The organism is Desulfosarcina ovata subsp. ovata (assembly GCF_009689005.1).
Taxonomy (GTDB): domain Bacteria; phylum Desulfobacterota; class Desulfobacteria; order Desulfobacterales; family Desulfosarcinaceae; genus Desulfosarcina; species Desulfosarcina ovata.
This window is the reverse complement of sequence record NZ_AP021879.1, coordinates 4,735,761-4,753,969: the sequence shown is the minus strand read 5'-3', so window position 1 is coordinate 4,753,969 and position 18,209 is coordinate 4,735,761. Positions and strand designations below refer to the sequence as shown.

Here is an 18,209-nt window from a genome sequence, read left to right as displayed (position 1 = left end):
CCGTTATGGAGCCAGCATGCCCTCCAGGCGTTCCCGAACAATCGATTCGGCGTCAGCCATGATCCGATCGATGAGTTGCCCGCAGGTCGGAATGTCATGAATAAGACCGGCCACCATACCACAGGACCACACCCCGGAATGAATTTCGCCATCCATCATGACCTTTGGATAAACCCCGGCCACCTCTTCGATGACATCTTCAATCTTGATACTGCTGCCGAGTGACTTCTCTTTCTCCAAGAGACGCTCGGCGGCCGTGTTGGCGAGAACCCGTTCCGTGTTCCGAAGCGGACGCAGAACCAGGCGCGTATCCAGCTCTGTAGCTGACAAAATGGCCTGTTTCACTTTCTCATGCACCGGCGCCTCCTGAGTGGCAATGAACCGCGTGCCCATATTGATGCCATCCGCGCCCAGGGCAAGCGAAGCGACGAGGCTGCGCGCATCCGCCATACCACCGGAGGCAACAAACGGGATGGTTAATTCTTCGGCAGCCCGCGGCAGCAAGATCATGTTGGGGATATCATCTTCTCCTGGATGGCCACCGCACTCGAAGCCGTCTACCGACACGGCATCACACCCGATTTTCTCCGCTTTCAGGGCATGGCGCACGGAAGTACATTTATGGATGATCTTCACCCCTGCCTCTTGTAAAATGGGCATGTACGGCTGGGGATTGCGGCCGGCGGTTTCCACAATCTTGACGCCGCCGTCAATGATGGCGTTGATATAGCCGGGGTAATCCGGTGCCTGGATGGTCGGAAGAAAGGTCAGGTTGACGCCGAATGGCTTATCGGTCATTTTCCTGCAACGCTGGATTTCCCCGGCCAGGTCCTGGGGCGTCTTCTGGGTCAAACCGGTAATGATGCCAAGACCGCCCGCATTGGATACGGCCGAAGCCAATTCCGCGAATCCGACATAGTGCATACCACCTTGAATGATCGGATGTCGGATGCCGAACAGTTCGGTAATTCGTGTCTTCATCTTGCCGTTCTCCTCCATTTTCACGTGGTCGGTAATGGCTGTTAAGGTTTCAGCATCCTTTTATGAAACGGAAGCATTTAGAAACCAGTAATCAGGAAATCGACCGCGGCAATGATTTTATCGCGTTGATCTTTCAACGAACCGATTTTTTTTCCCAAGGCGCCCGTCGAAATGCCAGCCAGTTCTGCCGTTGACATCACCACCCGGGTATTCTCGACATGGAATCGAGGGGTAAGGTGCAAAATGGGTTTACCGGCAATTCCCGCATCGACGAGGGGGACGACCACGCGGGTGGCAAGATTGTCGAGAAGATCTGACTGTATGTCAAGAAGGTAAGGCACAGTCTGATTCGTTTCCGCATTTGGATTCTCATATACATCGAACTGCGCCATCAGAAGCGCCTCAAGCCATCGCTGAAGACTCCCTTTTCTTTGATTCGGCGATTGTAGGCTTCAATGGCGTCTTTATTTTCCGCTTTCCAGGCCTTTCGCTTTTCCTCAATCAATAATTCAGCCAAGCGATCCTCAAGTGTTTTTGACAAATTGATCTTAAGCGCTTTGGCCTGCTTTAATAAATCGCTGTTGATGCTTACATTCGTGGCCTTTTTTCCAGCTTTGGGATTATAGAGAACCTTTTCCATATAAGCCTCCAAATACATTTTATACGCATAAAATATATGAAAAAATGCGCATAGTCAATGTTTATAGGCTCGGTCGACTACATTTGGATCAATTATACGCCTCGCTCCAACGCTCTGCGTAAGAGCGCCCCTGCGTTTCACCTGATCGGGGATGGGTTCCCATTCTAACATCATATGATTTATCCGCATTCCATGATGAAAAAAGGACAATCAGACTTTTCGGCGCATCATCCGCTTAACGGTATATACCATGACCTCGACACCTGACTGATTTATCACCCGGTGCCGGAAAGTAACAATCCCCCGGTCCGGTTTTTTCGTCTCACGGGTATCCGCCACTTCAATGCTCACCGTCAGGGTATCACCGATAAAAACCGGCTTGAGAACATCCAGCTCCACTCCGAGAAAGGCCATACCGGAGTGCAGCAGACCGGACAGGATGGTCAATCCTTCGGCCACGGAAAAGGTCAGCGTGCCCGGAACGATGGGCTTTTCGTAAGGGGTGCTGGTTTTCACAAAATCACGGTCCATGAAAAGCGGTTCGAAAAATCCGAAACTGGTGGTGAAGTTCACATGATCCGCTTCGCTGACCGTCCGGCGAGCCGTCGCGTAGGTCTGGCCCGGCTTGAAATCGTCGAAATAAATAACTTGTGTGCTCATCTATCCCTTTCTTCCATCGGCTTTCATCAACATTCTTCACGATAAAGGACAGTGTTTGATTTGTTGTACGCACGCCTTACTTTGTTTAGAGCTTTATGGAGGCCTTCTTGGTCATCTGCATCCGATACTGCAAGTTGCGCAAATTCAATGCTGGCTTTTACCAGACTGAATGCCGGACTGTAAATTGCCGGGGATGCTACCGACCCCTTTAATTTTTTTGCCATATGGGCCAACTCATCCAATTCCGGTTTCCAGTCTTTTAATGATCGGATTTCCGGTTTGGTTTTATTTTCTCGATTGGATTTTTCCAAACTGATAATAATTCGATTATTTTGTTTGGCTCGCAAGTAGGTTTCCTTTAGACGTTGCTTGATGCCACCGCCAAAGTATATGTTTCTCGTTCCCAAGAGTCCGTCATAAATAATCTTGCCCTTGAATGGCAACAAGACCGTCTCGACATACAAAGGCAGATTCGATCGATGAATTAACTCATCGAAACTCTGGTGGAGCCCCAATACCGCGTATACTTTTTCTTCTTGAATAAATACGGCGTACTTTTTCAAGAATCGCTCAATGAAAAAATCGCCCCTGACAAATTTTTTCCATCCTGAAATGATGGCCAGATTTTCTGCCGATAAATTCTGTGGATTTTCCTGAACAAAAGAATCGATGAGTCCTTTATTTTTGTATAGCGCATCGCGAACCGGAATTTTTTTCTCAGAATCCAAACCAGCGTAATCATCCGTGCATTCAAGATCAAGAATCTTTAATTGTTGATTCACATACGATTGTAGCGCCCACATTAACCGATAAAATAGCTCGGTATCCTGATCTGAAAGTTTCATTTGTCTCCCCTTCATTACTGTCATAAAAGGTTTCTCGATGTCATCACATCGTAGGTTGGATCGAGGCACGAAACCCAACCGTTCCATCTCGTTCCTGCGCTCTGCGTGGGAACCCATAATCAATCGGATTTGAGCCTGTCAAAAAGATACTCCAATCCATTGACCTTGATCTCATAGACCATTTGCAGCATGTCGCCGAGCTTGCCGCGCGGAAACCCTTTTTGTGAAAACCAGACCACATAGGGCTCGGGCAGATCGATCAAGCGGTGATCCTTGTATTTCCCGAAGGGCATGCGCGCGTTGGCCAGCTTGATCAGTATTTCCGGGTCGGGCTGGCAATCCTGATTGTCGCTCATCGTATCGCTTTCTTGCAAACTGATTTTTATGCTGCGCTATCATCCAACCACCCTTTGCAGGCTTTGCTGCATGGCGGCCTTGAACGCCGCATCATTGGCTAACAATTTATAGAGTTCCATCTCGGTCCGGCGGTTCTTGAGCATGACTTCCTCGAATATTTTCTCAAAGGCCAGCATCCGATTCTGGGTATCCGAATTATTCTGGTATTTCTCCTCAAAATCCGGATGCGCCCGGATGCTGGCGGCTATACTCAGGAATTTGACTCGCTGCTCTTCCGGCGTGGCACTCCAGCCCTGAAACCAGCGCTCGTTGAACTCACGGATGATCTCATCGAGGGAATCTCGGTCTTCTTCGGTATCATGGGCACCGCGCGGGTTGGGGTTCTGGGGGTCCACTTCGGTCTCGTCAGCATCCAGTTCGATACCGTAATTAAGTTTTACCCGCTCCAGGCCATAGGACGACAGGTCCACGGATTCCAGCAATTCATCGATCTGGTCGGCATCCCGGTCATGAACGATCAGTTTCGGAATCAGGAATTTCAGGAACCAGAACAGTTTTTCCCAGTCCACAATCTCAAACGGCATAATGGACGCCATTTGCCCGTAAATTTTTACAAACTGCTTGGCCTTGATTTTGAAGTCGGCCTTGGCCTCGTCTTCGAGCGCCAATTCCACATTGAACCGTGCCGCCGCCGCATCGATGATCGGGCTGAGTTGCTCGGCGTCCGCGTTGCCGAAATATAGAATCGCGAACTGCTCTACCTCGTGCCATTCATACACCCCCACCTCATCCAGCGTGTCCTTTAATTCGTGTAACACGTTCACGTCCGTGGCCCGGGACAGGCTGGTGGCCGTATAGAAGGGGTCGAAGGCCGTCTTGATATCGTCCACGGTATTGAAAAAATCCAGGATAAACAGATCCTCGGTTTTCTTGCCCAACTCGGACGCGGCACGGTTGAGCCGTGAGAGAGCCTGCACCGCCAACACGCCTTGCAGTTTCTTGTCCACATACATAACCGTGAGTTTGGGCTGGTCGAACCCGGTCAGGTACTTGTTGGCCACCACCAGCAGGCGGTATTCAGCCTTGTCAAAGTGGTCACGAGTCTTGTTTTCGGCAAAGCCGTTGACGGCAGCCTCGGTATACTCGATGCCATCGACGGTTTTACTGCCCGAAAAGGCAATGAGAATTTTGAACGGATTGCCCCGCAGGGCCAGCAGACGGGCAATGGCCTTGTAATAGCGGATGGCGGTTTCGATGTTCTGGGTGATCACCATCCCCTTGGCCTGGCCTTTCAGCTTCCTGCTGCTCACCACCTGGGGGATGAAGTGATCGAGGATGATCTCGGCCTTAATGTCGATGGTCTGTTGATGACGCTCCACATAGGTGCGCAGTTTTTTCTGAGCCTTTGTGCTGTCGAACAGTGGATTTTCCTCAATAGATTTCTGAATTTCGTAGTAGCTTTTATAGGTGGTGTAATTGGCCAGCACATCGAGGATAAACCCCTCCTCGATGGCCTGTTTCATGGAATAGAGGTGAAAGGGCGCAAAGCTGCCGTCCGGCTGCCGAATGCCGAATTTCTCAAGGGTGGTGTTCTTGGGCGTGGCCGTGAATGCGAAATAGGATGCATTGCCGCGCATCTTGCGCGATCGCATGGCCTGAAGAATCCTGTCCTGCACGTCCGGCGGCTCCTCCTGCTCGTCGGCATTGCCGCCCATGGCCCGGTTCATGTTATCGTGGGCCGTGCCGCTCTGGGAGCTGTGGGCCTCGTCGATGACCACCGCGAAGCGCTTGTCGCTCAAATCGGCGATGCCGTCGATGATGAAGGGGAATTTCTGGATGGTGGTGATGATGATCTTTTTGCCCTGCTCCAGGGCACGTTTCAATTCCGCCGAGGTGTAGGCCGGAGCGACGATGTTCCTGACCTCTGAGAAGTTCTTTATGTTTTCGCGAAGCTGCTTGTCCAGCAGGCGTCGGTCGGTGACCACAACCACCGAGTCGAACAGCGGCTGCTCCAGGTGTCGGGCACCGGGTATTTCCAAGCGTTTCGGATAGGTTTCGATAAGCTGATAGCTGGCCCAGGTGATGGAATTGGATTTGCCGGAACCGGCCGAGTGCTGGATCAGGTAGGTATGCCCTACCCCGTTCTCGGCGGCATGGGCAACCAGCTTTCGCACCACATCGAGCTGGTGGTAGCGGGGAAAAAACAGGATGCGTTTGGCAAGCGGCGTCTTGCTGCCGCCATCCAGGCGCACGAAATGCTGGATGATGGTGGCAATGCTTTCCTTGCCGAACACCTCCTCCCACAGGTAGGCCGATTTGTGGCCGACGGGATTGGGCGGGTTGCCGGCACCGAAATCATGGCCTTTGTTGAAGGGCAGGAAAAAGGTGCCCTTGCCGGCCAGTTTGGTGGTCATGTAGACTTCATCGGTATCCACCGTCATATGCACCAGGCAGCGCCCGAATTGCAGCAGCGGCTGGGTAATGTCCCGCGTTTCACGGTATTGCCGCTGCCCATGGTAGCGGGCGGTCTGCCCGGTCCAGGGATTCTTCAGCTCCAAGGTGGCAAAGGGCAGTCCATTGATGAAAAGCACCAGATCGATCGCTTCCTGGGGGTTGGCCAACGAATAGCGCACCTGCCGGGTGCTGCTAAAGATGTTGGCGGCAAAATTTTGTTTGACCGCGTCGGAACTGCTGGCCAGGGGCAACGGATACATCAGAGTCAGGTGGGCGTCGTCCAGCCGCAGGCCTTTTTTCAACAGGTGCAGCAGACCGTATTTTCCGGCCATGCGGTGGTAGCGCTCCAGGATCTTGCGCCGCCATTCATCGCCGCCACGGTCGAGGCGCCGCAGTTTTTCCAGTTCCTTGTCCTGGGTTTTGATCAGAAAATCCCAGAAACGGGTTTCATCGATGGCGTAACGGGCATTGAAATCCCGGGGATAGCCGAGTTCATAGCCATGGTGGGGCCCGAAAGGCATTACCGGATTACCGACGCCATCCTCGGTCGTGCCGGCGCATCCGATCTCTTCGAGACACATACCGGTCAGTTTTTTTTCGATGAGCGCTTCAAGGGCCTGCTCGTTGGTTTGGCTGACCATGGTGTTCCCTTGCATTGTCGATTGTGGAGGGCCGGGACTGCGCAAGCCTGTTTGTGGAGTCTATTTCACGAAATAGACTCCACAAAGGCAATTTGCATTTTTTGCAAATTGCTCTTTCAGTATTTCCTTTTTTTTAGTGGCTAAGAAATCCTTATGCTCTCGTAAAAAGTAAAAAATTCCAGTTTGACGTCATTCCGGCGCAGGCCGGAATCCATCAAATTCAATGCCTTCTGGATGCCGGATCAAGTCCGGCATGACGGTCCGGCGACTTCTAAAGAAGTGACCCGAAATTCGGGTGACTTCGTGAACATGGATATTTCCCGCAAAGGGTAAGCTGCTTTTTACGAAACCGTCAAACCCTTAACCGTTGCATCGTCTGTCAATTCGCTTCGCTCCCATGCTCCGCGTGGGAGCGAAAGTTTTGTGTACCTGGTCGATCGGGGTTCCCACGCGGAGCGTGGGAACCAGAGCCTTTGCGACGTCCCCGGTGCTTTTCTTCTCAACAAATCACCGAGGATTCCTCGGTAGTTGCCTTTTCATCCAACACTCCTGTTTTCGTCCATGGTATCATCCTGCTTTCAGGCGGCAGCCTCCGTTTGCTCCGGCATCGGCACCTTTATCTTGCCCGTCACCGCGCTGTTGATCAGGGTGGCTTTGTATTCCCTGAGCTTTTCGATCTGCTGTTCGTACAGACCGATTGCCTTGTCGATGGTTGCGGATTGGGTTTCGATGTGGTTGACGATGGCAGTTTGTTCTTTTAGCGGCGGTACAATCAAAAACCTCTTTGCAAGGTTATTAAACCTTATTCTGACGGCTCTTTGCCTTACAGCGTTGCAAATAACGCGAATATATTTAATGAGAGCCATTTCCCTGAGTAAGTAGGCAAAATATTCAGGTAAGAACTGATTTGATAATGGGTCACAAACAACGTATTCTGGGGTACATTTGCCATCAGACTCAGAAACTCCAATTGCCCCTTCGAATGCATCCATTGAATTTAAAACGAGCTGCCCTTTACGGATGCCTTGATATCCTTGCTCTATAATCGCTTCCGTGTATCCCTCAAGCCTTCTGTTTGATCTCAGCGTAACCTGTCCATCTCGATAAGAAGTAACGACGCCATCGTCTTTACGAACAGGCAGATGACTCTGCGAAAAAAGATTTTTAAATCGAATAACCTCCCAATACGCCGGTACCTCCCCAATCCATTCCAAACCGGAATCACGCATGGGGGCATCGGGGTCGAGCCCCCGGGTGACGGCATTCTGGATCAGGATCTGTTTGTGCTCCCTGAGCAGGGTGATCTGTTTTTCCTTGATGGTTATGGCTTGGTCGATTTGGGAGGTTTTGTAGTCCAGGAATTTGACAATTGTGGTTTGCTCGGATAGAGCCGGAAACATCAACCAAGAATCTTTTATTACTCCATGCGAAATACCATAGCGAGTAATTCCATTCGCTCGAACACTAAATTGAATTTTGCTGTATTGAGCTGATAGAGCCCAAAACAAAAAGCTACCATTGATTATGTTGTAGGCTCTTAAAATAGCAAGATGATAGCCACATAAAAGGTTACGTTCTTCATATTTTACTAGTGCAGGAACTCCAATATCTAACCAATCCTCAGAATCCTTGGTTATTAAAACATCATTTATTTTAATTTTGAAGCGGTCAACTTCATCAGAAGTTGCTGTTGCCTCCATAAAGGAGATCTCGTTCGTAATGTAATTATTTTTATAAACATCAACATAATTACAGAGCGTTATAGGATTTTCCCATACCTTCGAATGCTTATCAACATTACTAACAATCAAATCAATTAAAAATCTCAAACGCCTTTTTTCCCAATGCGCCGGTATCTCCCCCAACCATTCAACCCCAGAATCCTTATAAGCCTCATACGTCGGCATCGCGCCCAGCAACTCACTCATGCCCCGCCCCCGACACTTTTCCCACGCCAACGTCCAGGATCTCGGCAATCAACCCATCGGCCTGCCGTTCAAGGGCGATGATGTCGGCGGCCACCTCCTCCATACCGCGCAGGGGCTTGTGGCAATAGAAGTATTTGTTGAAGCTGATCTCGTAGCCGATTTTGACTGAATCGAGATTGATCCAGGCTTCATCCACATGGGGCTTCACTTCGCGCAGAAAGTAGCCGTGGATATCCTCCTTGAGGGGCACCGATTCACTGTCGCGCAGGTCGGTGCAGGGCTCATAAGTGAGGAATTCGTCCTTCTTTTCCGTGGGCGTGTAGCCGAAATCGGGCAGATCGTTCACATCGCAGCCCAGGTGATCGAGCAGGTTGTCGAGCTTCTCGCCGCGCAGGCGCTCGCGTTTGCGGATCACTTTTTCCGCCTTTTCATCATACCAGCTCACGGCATTCAAAATGGCATTTTTGTCCGCCGGGGCAAACTTGATCTGCCGGGCTTTCAACTCCCGGTCCACCCGTTTTTTGAAGTGGTTGAAGTCGTCAAATTCGGACTTGCCGATGGACGCCAACAAGGTGTGGGCGGTGATCACCAGGTCCCGATGCTTTTTCCATACCGCCGGCTCCAGGAGCTTTTTGCGACTTCGGGCATTGAGGCTGATCTCGTTTTTTTCGCACCAGTCCAGAATTTTCTTCTGGTTATCGGCCAGGGCGCCGGGCTGGATCACTTCGTCTCCCCAGCGCGCGTGGATCCATTCCATGGGCTCGCGCAGGGCCTTGTCGAACCGCAAGGTTTCGATGCGTTCGGCGCTGAATTGGGCCATACGGCGGTCCGGCCGTTCGATGGTGACTTTGGTGTACCCGAAATCGCTGTTCGCGAAGACCTTGGCGGCGATACCCGTTTCGTCGGCGGCCCGCTCGCGTGAGGCCATGGCCAGATAGGTATCGACAATCTCGCGGATATGCTCGGGAGCGAATTCACAGTTCTTGGCACCCAGATTCCTGCGCAGCTTCCTGAAACGCTGGCTGGCATCGATGAGCTGGACCTTGCCCTCACGCTCGGCCGGTTTGTTGTTGGACAGCAGCCAGATGTAGGTGGTGATGCCGGTGTTGTAAAACAGGTTGTTGGGTAGCTGGACGATGGCTTCGAGAAGATCGTTTTCGATGATGTGGCGACGGATGTTGCTCTCGCCGCTGCCGGCATCGCCGGTAAACAGGCTGGAGCCGTTATGCACGGAGGCGATGCGGGACCCGAGACCATTGGCCGGGTCCTTCATCTTGCTGATCATCTCCATCAGAAAGAGGAGCTGGCCGTCGCTGGAGCGCGGGGTGGCGTTGACCGTGGCGGGCTCGCCCCAGTAGTCACCAAGCTCAACGACAAATCGCGGATCGATGACATCTGCCCCGTCCTTGATATTTTTCTGTTCACTGGCCCAGCTCTTGCCATAGGGCGGATTGGAGAGCATGAAATCGAATCGGGTTCCGGCGAACTCATCGATGGAAAGCGTTGAGCCCGGACGGATGTTGGCCGGGTTGTTGCCTTTGATCATCATGTCGGACTTGCAGATGGCGTAAGTCTCGTCGTTGATCTCCTTACCGTAGAGATAAACGTCTCCAGTGGCTCTGATGGCGCCGTTTTCGTTCTTGATGAAATTCTGGGATTCGGTGAGCATACCGCCGGAACCGCAGGCCGGGTCGTAAATGGTCATCACGGGCGGCAGCCGGTCCCTGACCGGATCGAACACCAGATGGGTCATCAGCTCGATCACCTCCCGTGGGGTAAAGTGCTCACCGGCCTCCTCGTTGTTCTCTTCGTTGAATTTGCGGATCAGCTCCTCGAACACATAGCCCATGCCCAGGTTCGACAGGCCGGGCAGGCGGTTGCCGTCCGGGTCCTCGCGATCCTCCGGCGTGAGGTTGATGTAAGGCGAGATGAATTTTTCCAGAACGGCAAGCAGCACGTCCTTGTCGGCCATGTGGCGCATCTGGGCTTTGAGGTTGAACTTCTCGACGATCTCCCTGACATTGGCGCTGAAACCGGCCAGGTATTCCTCCACATTGGCCAGCAGGATCTGCTGGTTGTTGGTGGCTGTGGCATACAGTTTTTTCAGGGTCCATTTGCTGGTGTTGTAGAACACATACCCGGAAGCCTCTTTCAGGCCGCTGTCGTCCAGCTCGGTCAACCTCATCTCGTCGCGCTGAAACGCCACCTCCTCCAGCACCGTTTCCTTGGTGGCTTCCAGCAGGGTGTCGATGCGGCGCAAAACCACCATGGGCAGAATGACATCACGATATTTGCCCCGCACATAAACGTCGCGCAAACAGTCGTCGGCAATGGACCAGATAAAGGCTACCAGTTTGTTGTGAATGGCGTGGTTCATTTTTCTCTATTGTTCTCAGGATATAAATGGATGCGGTATCCATATCAGAAATGCTGAAAGGGTAACAGCACGAAACCATATCCCGTGTTGATCCGACGAAACGGTCTGATCGAGAACCGTGGTTCCCGTAAGGCCCCGGAATGGCGTCTTGCAGAAAGAATGCAGAAACAAAACCAGGAGACGGCCGTGAAACTGAAGTTCAAACACCAGTCCTACCAGACCAGCGCCGTCGAAGCTGTTGTCGATTGTTTTGCCGGGCAGGTTAACACCTCCGGCATCGTGTATCGCATCGACCCGGGGATGGATAGGGGAGGGGCATCCGCCCCATATGAAATGCAGGGGTTTAAAAACGCCGATGTGCAACTGACGGAGAGTCAGCTTTTGGAAAACATCCAGGCCGTTCAACGCCGGCAGAACCTGCCGCTGTCAAAATCCCTGGATGACTTTTATGCAAAAGACACCCGACGAGATGCTTATGTTCCAGCAAAAGTGTCATACAAAAGGCAAGCAAAATTAATTTGTCCGATCCATCTTGATGTCGAGATGGAAACCGGTACCGGCAAAACCTACTGCTACATCAAAACCATATTCGAGATGAACAAACGCTTCGGATGGTCAAAATTCATCATCGTTGTGCCCAGCATCGCCATTCGCGAGGGCGTTTACAAATCGATGGAAATCACAACCGACCATTTTGCCGAAAGTTACAGCAAGAAGGCCCGCTTTTTTATCTACAACTCCAAACAGCTCCACCATCTGGAAAGCTTTTCGTCGTACGCGGGCATCAACGTCATGGTTATCAACATTCAGGCGTTTAATGCCACGGGCAAGGATAACCGGCGCATCTATGACGAACTGGATGATTTTCAGTCCCGCCGCCCCATCGATGTCATCAGCAGCAATCGCCCCATCGTGATTCTGGATGAACCGCAGAAAATGGAAGGGGCCAAGACGCTGGATGCGCTGTCCAAGTTCAAGCCGCTGATGATTCTGCGCTATTCCGCCACGCACCGCACTATCCATAACAAAGTCCATAGGTTGGATGCCTTGGACGCCTACAATCAAAAACTGGTTAAAAAGATCGCGGTACGAGGCATTGCCGTGAAAGGGCTGGCCGGGACCAACGCCTATCTCTATCTGGAATCGATTGAGATCTCCAAACGGGCGCCTGTAGCCCGCATCGAGATAGAGGTGCGCCAGGGCAGCGGTATCAAACGAATTGTAAAACGGCTCAAAAAAGGTGATCACCACGGAAACCGGCACGCTGGTAATCACATCCGACCAGGCGAAAGACATTGAGTTCTACTTGATTCAAAACGGATATGTGGATAGGAATCGAAATATTTTGGAGAAATACCATAAGGCCAAAACCGATGGGACCCTGGCGGATTTACCATCAGAACTTGCGCCGCATGCCCAGCAGATTTACGGGCTGATCGATAGTGTCTTCAGCGAATCCCAACTGCCGGATGTTGGGGATGACCGCAAGCCGAAAACCAACCCACTCAACGCCAACTTCGGGAAAAAGGAATTCAGGGCACTCTGGAACCTCATCAACCAGAAGGCGGTATATCGTGTTGCCTTCGACTCAAATGAACTCATCCGAAACAGCATCGGGGCGTTGGATAAGGAACTGAGGGTGACCCCTTTGCAATATACCATCCAGACTGGGCGATTTCCTTCAAGGAAGGTTCGGTCAAACATATCTACTTTGTAGCTGAGACAAAGGGCTCACTTTCCACGATGCAGCTGCGGGGGATCGAAGAAAAAAAGATTGAGTGTGCGCGTAAGTTTTTCAAACAGGTCAATCACAAAATTGATCCGCAACATGTGAAGTATGACGTTGTGGATAGTTATGGAAGGCTGATGGAGATTGTCGGCAATAAAACGTTATACTTCCACGAGGAGATAAAGGCCGATAGCAGATAATGACACGGCAGGGGGGGGCGAAGAATTATAAGTAGTGCCTGGCCGGAAAGTTATAAAGTTAGAAAATTCAATAAATTAGCCTGAAAATTAAAAACGAAGATTTTTCGACTCGGTGCAGTTTTTACTTGCATCCGAGGGCCATCGTCGATAGTTAACATGTTGGATAAACATAAAAAACCGACATTAACTGATTTTGGCGAATCAGCATTTAAGACCAAAAACGAAAAATCTTCGCGAAAAAAGGCTATGAGAAAAATCATCGAAAATCAACTGAAAATTGGCCAGGTAGATATCTCTAAAATCGAATTGGATCTTCGCTCACGGGACGAAATTCCACAACTTCTATTGGGGTTGCAGGCCATCTACAAAGACCGGCCGACTCGCCAACGCGTATTTAAAATTTTGGAGCAGATCGTACCGGATGATATCGATACCGGGAATGGCAGGCCCGGAATGGACTTATGGTCGATTTTGGTGCTGGCCACGTTGCGTTTAAACTGCAACTGGGATTACGACAAACTGTTGGAAATTGCCAACAATCATAAAACCGTACGAGAATTTTTAGGCCACACAATCTTCGAGTTTGGTGAGCAATATGCCCTGCAAACCCTGAAGGACAATGTCTCCCTGTTTACACCGGAGCATATCGATCAGATCAATCAAGTGGTGGTAAAATCCGGTTACAAAATGCTGGGCTATGATAAAGAATCGATAAAAGGCAGATGCGATTCTTTTGTGGTGGAAACCGACGTACACTATCCCACCGATATCAATTTGCTTTGGGATGCGATACGAAAAGTCATTATCTTGATTGCCATGGAGTGTTTTCCACTGGGGATTACCGAGTGGCGTCAAAGCGATTATATCCTTCGCAAAATCAAAAAGGCGTTCAACTTGGTCCGCAGACTCAAACGATCGAACGCTAAAAGCGAAGATCGTAAGGCAAAACAAGAAGAACGAATTGTTCAATCTCATCTGCAATACGTTGATTTGGTCGGATCGTATATTGAGCGGGCCAGGTTCTGCATCGGCTTTTTAAAACAAGCGGGAATGGGTAATGTGGGGCAAATCATGATGATCGAAAATTTCATCATGCATGCTGAACGCCAGATTGATCAGATAATCCGCAGAGTGGTCAAAGGCGAAAAAATTCCCCACAGCGAAAAAGTGTTTTCGGTATTTGAAGAGCATACCGAATGGATAAGTAAAGGCAAAGCCGGTGTTCCGCAAGAATTAGGGCTAAAAGTTTGTGTTCTCGAAGATCAGTACGGATTTATTCTTCATCACCATGTAATGGTGGATCAGACTGACGATCAGATAGCGGTCGCAATGGTTGTCGATACCCAGGAAAAGTATAACGGTCTAATTTGCTGCAGCTTTGACAAAGGATTTCATAGCCCGCAAAACCAACAGGATCTTAAGCCGCTTCTGGATCAAGTTGTGCTTCCACGAAAGGGGCGACTATCGGAAAAAGCCAAACAGATAGAAAACTCGGAAGATTTTGTCCATGCCCGGCGTCAACATGCAGCCGTGGAGTCTGCGATCAATGCATTGGAGAACCATGGCCTGGACCGCTGTCCCGACCATGGCCTCCACGGATTTAAACGATATGTAGGCTTGGCGGTATTGTCCCGGAACATACAAAAATTGGGGGCCGCGCTGCAAGAACAGACGATAAAGAGAATTAAGCGACGTAAAAAAGCTGCCGAGCGGTCATTCCGATTAGCTGCATAGCAGTTTCAAATGTTTGGAAAAGCAAAAGCCAACAGGTGAAGTGTTTTCAAATTTTGCTCAAGCCGAAAAATTATCGAGGAGATTTACTTTTTAAGCGAAGTAATTTGTGATCACAAAATGAATCATAATTACTTCTGTCTGAAAATTTCCTAGAAAAAGGGGTTTTCGGCCAGGCACTAAGTATATGTTCCAGCCATTCTGGCCTCTTACAATCCTTCCTATATAAAATTCGGACAGGGTGCGCTGTCTCCCCTGCATTCTTTCCCCTCGCTTCCGTACCGCCACCACGGCTGCGCCCATGGGTTACCCAAAAAATGCCAAAAACAACCTAAAATAAAAATATGGCGTTTTCAACATAATTTGATATTATGCCTTTATCGACATATTTCCAAGGGAGGATCGTATGCAACAAATCGTGGTGTCCCCCGGCGGGCTTGGTGTAGTGCTTAGGGACCTGAGAAAGCAAAAAGGGCTCACCCAGGCGGCGCTGGGCGCCCGGGTCGGGCTTGATCAAAAACGGGTCTCCCTGATCGAAAACGGGAATCCCAACGTCCGGGTGGACAGCCTGTTCAGGCTTTTCTCCGCCCTGGAGGTCGGTATGGTTCTCGAGCCCAAGGCCCTGGACAATGCGGCCCGAGAAGGGGGAGATAAATGGTAACGGCAAAGGCAGACAGACTTCAGGTTCTGATGAACGGCTCTCCTGTGGGCTGGCTCAGCCGTAGGACAAACGGGATCGTTGCTTTCAGCTATGACGCGACATGGCTGGCAAACGATAATACAAGGCCGCTGTCCCTGTCTCTGCCGCTTACAACCCAGGATTATTACGGAGATCGTGTCGAAAACTTTTTCGATAATCTGCTGCCGGACAGTATTCCCCTGCGCAATCGGCTGCAAGCCCGGATCGGTGCGGCGTCCATCCGCGCATTCGATCTGCTATATCATATCGGCAGGGACTGTGTGGGGGCATTGCAGCTTGTGCCGGAGGGTGAGTCGGTCGACGTCAGAAAAATTACGGCAAGTGAGGTAGATGATGAGCAGATAGAAGCCATCCTCCAAGCCTATAATGCCATGCCTCTGGGAGTGGATATCGATTCCGATTTTCGCCTTTCCCTGGCCGGCGCCCAGGAAAAAACGGCTTTCCTTAAAATGCGGGGCACTTGGCACAGGCCGTCTGGGACCACTCCCACCAGCCATATTTTTAAACTGCCCATGGGCGGATTTGGGCAGAGCGAACTGGATCCGTTTGAAAGCGTGGAAAATGAATGGCTTTGCCAGCAACTTTTGTCCGCTTTTGGCATGCCTGTCGCCAGAACACAGATAGCATCATTCGGCCATCAGAAGGTTCTGGTGGTGGAGCGCTTTGACCGCCGCTGGGCCGACGACGGATCCTGGCTGATGCGACTGCCCCAGGAGGATATGTGCCAGGCGACGGGTACGCCCGGGGTATTAAAATATGAAGCGGACGGCGGTCCCGGCATGAGGTCGGTCATGGATTTGCTCCTTGGCTCCGACCGTGCCCATGAAGACAGAAAAATGTTCATGACGGCCCAGTTGCTTTTCTGGATGCTGGGAGCCATTGATGGGCACGCCAAAAATTTCAGCATCTTTCTTCGTCCCGGCGGCCGTTTTCATTTGACCCCGCTTTATGACGTGATTTCCATCTATCCGTTGGTGGCATCTCATCAGATTGCTTTGCACAAGGTGAAGATGGCCATGGCGGTATTGGGAAAGAATCGCCACTACCATTGGAATACGATCACCCGACGACACTGGTTGGATACGGCAAGGAAATGCCGCTATGCCGAACAGGAGATGACGGAAATCATAGAAAAATGTTGTGACTTGGCGACAGGCTGTATTGAAAAAGTTGCCGCAATTCTTCCAGAAGACGTTCCCGGACATGTTGCTGAGTCGGTTTTTTCCGGTGTACGGCAAGCGAGGGATCGCTTGACAGGGTAGAAAAAAGGCATTCTCGCAAGCAGTTCTCTTCGCCCTCTCCTTTGGTGCACCAATACCGCAGGGCACCGTATCCTTCCACGAAGGGTTCAAGGCAGAGGGCTGACAAACAGGCTCTCAAAAATCGCAGTAAATAACAGACAAAATCGCCCGCGCCCGGCTCATGCCCACGTAATGCAGGACGTGGTCAGTGGCGCCTGGTCGCGGTTCGGGCAGATCAATGACGATGACCGCTTCGTTTTCCATTCCCTTGAAAGCGGCGATTTCACCGAAACTCAACCGGGCGGGCGGAAACTGGCGGACGGCGTACGCGTCCAAAATGGCGATGGATCCGATGACGTTTTCCGGCAATCCGGCAGCAATGGACTGGGCCCAGGGGCGGGGCGACAGGATGGTGACCCGATCGGCGCTCAACCCGCCTTTGAAAATTACCCGATCGATTTCATCGGCCAGCCGTTGGGCAGCGTCTTCCTCGCTCCGGGCATGATATTCACAGACCTTGGGACCGGCGCCGACACTGTCGATTCCCATGTCGGCGCCCAGTCGGATCTTAATTGTATCCAGGATGGGTTTCGTATTGCGCACGTTGTGGGTCAGACTAAACTTTGTCGCCCCTGACCGTTCGAGCCAATCCAATGCGTCGGCATCGATGCCGCCGAACAGATTGGATTGGTTGTTGATGTCGTAAAACACACACCATCGGCCATCTTCGAGTCCCCCTCCGACAAACGGCGCCAATGCCTCGAGGGCTTTCCAGTTAAGCAGGTCCTGGCCTTCATCGGCTATCAGGGCGGCGTAGCGGTCCACGCCGGCCCGTTTGGCGGCCACCGCCAGGGATGCGGTGGTGCTCACCGTCAGATGGGGAATGTCAAACCGGCTCTCCAGATAGCTTTTGAGCCACGCTGAATGGCAGGTCAAGAGGACCGGGTCCCCGCCGGCCGTCCAGCGACGGGCCAGTTCCATGGCCAGAAAGGTTTTGCCCGTACCGGCCCCGCCGGCACACAAGATGCGGCGGTTGCCGCTGACCATATCGATCAGCTTCAACTGGCTTTCGGTCAAGCTGCAAATCTGCGCTTCGGCCTGGGAGGCTTGGATATGAAGGGGTACGATGGCTTCGAAACGGGGACGAATGAACGCTTTGACCGCTGTCAGCGTGGAGGTATCGGGCAGCGTTGTCTCCCGGGTCCACGCCTGCTTGTTGCGCCAATAACGGATCAAGGCCGCCAGCCACTGTTCAAAATGCAGCATGTCCGCCGTATTGGCATAGGTCTGACGCTCCCATTCGGCGCTGGCCCGGAGGTCGCAGTCGGGCAAGACAACGCCGTAGCCGATAACGAACCGGTTGATGGGGTCGATACCGAAATGCCGCTGCAGAATGGTGTGAAAACCGTGCAAGGCCGACTCCGCCTGGGCAAAAGGGCTCTCGGGCTTGACGGTCTCCTCGCCATACCGGTTGACGAAATGCCACTGCCGCTTCTCATCGCAGTTGACCCGTCCCCCCTTGACTTCCAAAACGAATATCCCATCGGGACCGCAAAGCAGGAAATCGATCTCGCCAAACCGTTTGTAAGGATGATGGGGCAAGTTCAGGGAATGGTAGGCCGTAAAGCCGCTTTGGGGCAAGGCGGTTTCAAGTTTCGCAAAGACCTTTCGTTCGGCGTTGCTGGGGGTGGAATACGGTACGGCGGGAATCATCTGCATGGCAAC

The 18,209-nt window shown here is 51.5% G+C and carries 16 protein-coding genes; 6 read left to right on the top strand and 10 right to left on the bottom strand.

Features of this window, described 5'->3' with window-relative positions:
• Positions 1 to 3 precede the first annotated feature (3 nt).
• The 9 genes from GN112_RS21030 to GN112_RS20990 form a co-directional block, all read right to left on the bottom strand.
• Positions 4 to 981: an NAD(P)H-dependent flavin oxidoreductase gene (locus tag GN112_RS21030; RefSeq protein WP_155312013.1), complete on the bottom strand. Its 978-nt coding sequence runs from the start codon at positions 979 to 981 to the stop codon at positions 4 to 6.
• Positions 982 to 1,058: 77 nt separating this feature from the next.
• Positions 1,059 to 1,373, bottom strand: coding sequence for a CcdB family protein (locus tag GN112_RS21025; RefSeq protein ID WP_155312012.1), 315 nt, complete (start codon positions 1,371 to 1,373; stop codon positions 1,059 to 1,061).
• Entirely contained in the window at positions 1,373 to 1,621 is a 249-nt protein-coding gene (locus tag GN112_RS21020; protein WP_155312011.1) for a type II toxin-antitoxin system CcdA family antitoxin, read from the bottom strand. The genes GN112_RS21025 and GN112_RS21020 overlap by 1 nt, the downstream gene beginning before the upstream one ends.
• A 210-nt stretch (positions 1,622 to 1,831) precedes the next feature.
• Positions 1,832 to 2,281, bottom strand: a complete 450-nt coding sequence (locus tag GN112_RS21015; RefSeq protein WP_155312010.1) for a MaoC family dehydratase — start codon at positions 2,279 to 2,281, stop codon at positions 1,832 to 1,834.
• A gap of 26 nt (positions 2,282 to 2,307) precedes the next feature.
• A complete protein-coding gene (locus tag GN112_RS21010) occupies positions 2,308 to 3,126 on the bottom strand; it encodes a hypothetical protein (protein WP_155312009.1) in 819 nt (272 codons plus the stop codon).
• Positions 3,127 to 3,245: 119 nt separating this feature from the next.
• On the bottom strand, positions 3,246 to 3,482 hold the full coding sequence (locus GN112_RS21005) for a DUF3820 family protein (RefSeq protein WP_155312008.1): 237 nt from the start codon (positions 3,480 to 3,482) through the stop codon (positions 3,246 to 3,248).
• Between the two features lie 39 nt (positions 3,483 to 3,521).
• Entirely contained in the window at positions 3,522 to 6,578 is a 3,057-nt protein-coding gene (locus GN112_RS21000; protein ID WP_155312007.1) for a type I restriction endonuclease subunit R, read from the bottom strand.
• 578 nt (positions 6,579 to 7,156) lie between these two features.
• The gene (locus tag GN112_RS20995) at positions 7,157 to 8,506 is read right to left on the bottom strand and encodes a restriction endonuclease subunit S (protein WP_197743364.1); all 1,350 of its coding nucleotides are present in this window, start codon (positions 8,504 to 8,506) and stop codon (positions 7,157 to 7,159) included.
• The gene (locus tag GN112_RS20990; protein WP_155312006.1) at positions 8,499 to 10,883 is read right to left on the bottom strand and encodes a type I restriction-modification system subunit M; all 2,385 of its coding nucleotides are present in this window, start codon (positions 10,881 to 10,883) and stop codon (positions 8,499 to 8,501) included. Before GN112_RS20990 ends, GN112_RS20995 begins: the two co-directional genes overlap by 8 nt.
• 186 nt (positions 10,884 to 11,069) lie before the next feature.
• On the opposite strand from GN112_RS20990, the gene GN112_RS34030 reads away from it, so the two are divergent.
• The 6 genes from GN112_RS34030 (at position 11,070) to GN112_RS20970 (ending at position 16,505) form a co-directional block, all read left to right on the top strand.
• Complete coding sequence (locus tag GN112_RS34030; protein ID WP_197743363.1) at positions 11,070 to 12,182, top strand: DEAD/DEAH box helicase family protein; 1,113 nt, start codon at positions 11,070 to 11,072, stop codon at positions 12,180 to 12,182.
• Entirely contained in the window at positions 12,124 to 12,600 is a 477-nt protein-coding gene (locus GN112_RS34025) for a hypothetical protein (protein WP_197743362.1), read from the top strand. Before GN112_RS34030 ends, GN112_RS34025 begins: the two co-directional genes overlap by 59 nt.
• Entirely contained in the window at positions 12,537 to 12,812 is a 276-nt protein-coding gene (locus GN112_RS35345; RefSeq protein ID WP_414736148.1) for a restriction endonuclease, read from the top strand. Before GN112_RS34025 ends, GN112_RS35345 begins: the two co-directional genes overlap by 64 nt.
• 246 nt (positions 12,813 to 13,058) lie before the next feature.
• Positions 13,059 to 14,546 (top strand): ISNCY family transposase, encoded by a 1,488-nt coding sequence (locus tag GN112_RS20980; RefSeq protein WP_155314322.1) that lies wholly within the window; start codon positions 13,059 to 13,061, stop codon positions 14,544 to 14,546.
• A 403-nt stretch (positions 14,547 to 14,949) separates the two neighbouring features.
• Positions 14,950 to 15,204 carry a helix-turn-helix domain-containing protein gene (locus tag GN112_RS20975; protein ID WP_155312005.1) on the top strand — a complete coding sequence of 85 codons (255 nt, stop codon included), beginning with the start codon at positions 14,950 to 14,952 and terminating at the stop codon, positions 15,202 to 15,204.
• On the top strand, positions 15,198 to 16,505 hold the full coding sequence (locus GN112_RS20970; protein WP_155312004.1) for a type II toxin-antitoxin system HipA family toxin: 1,308 nt from the start codon (positions 15,198 to 15,200) through the stop codon (positions 16,503 to 16,505). Before GN112_RS20975 ends, GN112_RS20970 begins: the two co-directional genes overlap by 7 nt.
• 114 nt (positions 16,506 to 16,619) lie before the next feature.
• Here GN112_RS20970 and GN112_RS20965 read toward each other — a convergent pair whose 3' ends face one another.
• Positions 16,620 to 18,203: an NERD domain-containing protein gene (locus tag GN112_RS20965; protein WP_155312003.1), complete on the bottom strand. Its 1,584-nt coding sequence runs from the start codon at positions 18,201 to 18,203 to the stop codon at positions 16,620 to 16,622.
• Between the last annotated feature and the right edge of the window lie 6 nt (positions 18,204 to 18,209).

Excerpts from the sequence above, each read along its gene's own strand:
- GN112_RS21030 (WP_155312013.1), bottom strand. The coding sequence starts at position 981 with ATGAAGACACGAATTACCGAACTGTTCGGCATCCGACATCCGATCATT.
- GN112_RS21025 (WP_155312012.1), bottom strand. The coding sequence starts at position 1,373 with ATGGCGCAGTTCGATGTATATGAGAATCCAAATGCGGAAACGAATCAG.
- GN112_RS21020 (WP_155312011.1), bottom strand. The coding sequence starts at position 1,621 with ATGGAAAAGGTTCTCTATAATCCCAAAGCTGGAAAAAAGGCCACGAAT.
- GN112_RS21015 (WP_155312010.1), bottom strand. The coding sequence starts at position 2,281 with ATGAGCACACAAGTTATTTATTTCGACGATTTCAAGCCGGGCCAGACC.
- GN112_RS21010 (WP_155312009.1), bottom strand. The coding sequence starts at position 3,126 with ATGAAACTTTCAGATCAGGATACCGAGCTATTTTATCGGTTAATGTGG.
- GN112_RS21005 (WP_155312008.1), bottom strand. The coding sequence starts at position 3,482 with ATGAGCGACAATCAGGATTGCCAGCCCGACCCGGAAATACTGATCAAG.
- GN112_RS21000 (WP_155312007.1), bottom strand. The coding sequence starts at position 6,578 with ATGGTCAGCCAAACCAACGAGCAGGCCCTTGAAGCGCTCATCGAAAAA.
- GN112_RS20995 (WP_197743364.1), bottom strand. The coding sequence starts at position 8,506 with ATGAGTGAGTTGCTGGGCGCGATGCCGACGTATGAGGCTTATAAGGAT.
- GN112_RS20990 (WP_155312006.1), bottom strand. The coding sequence starts at position 10,883 with ATGAACCACGCCATTCACAACAAACTGGTAGCCTTTATCTGGTCCATT.
- GN112_RS20980 (WP_155314322.1), top strand. The coding sequence starts at position 13,059 with ATGAGAAAAATCATCGAAAATCAACTGAAAATTGGCCAGGTAGATATC.
- GN112_RS20975 (WP_155312005.1), top strand. The coding sequence starts at position 14,950 with ATGCAACAAATCGTGGTGTCCCCCGGCGGGCTTGGTGTAGTGCTTAGG.
- GN112_RS20970 (WP_155312004.1), top strand. The coding sequence starts at position 15,198 with ATGGTAACGGCAAAGGCAGACAGACTTCAGGTTCTGATGAACGGCTCT.
- GN112_RS20965 (WP_155312003.1), bottom strand. The coding sequence starts at position 18,203 with ATGCAGATGATTCCCGCCGTACCGTATTCCACCCCCAGCAACGCCGAA.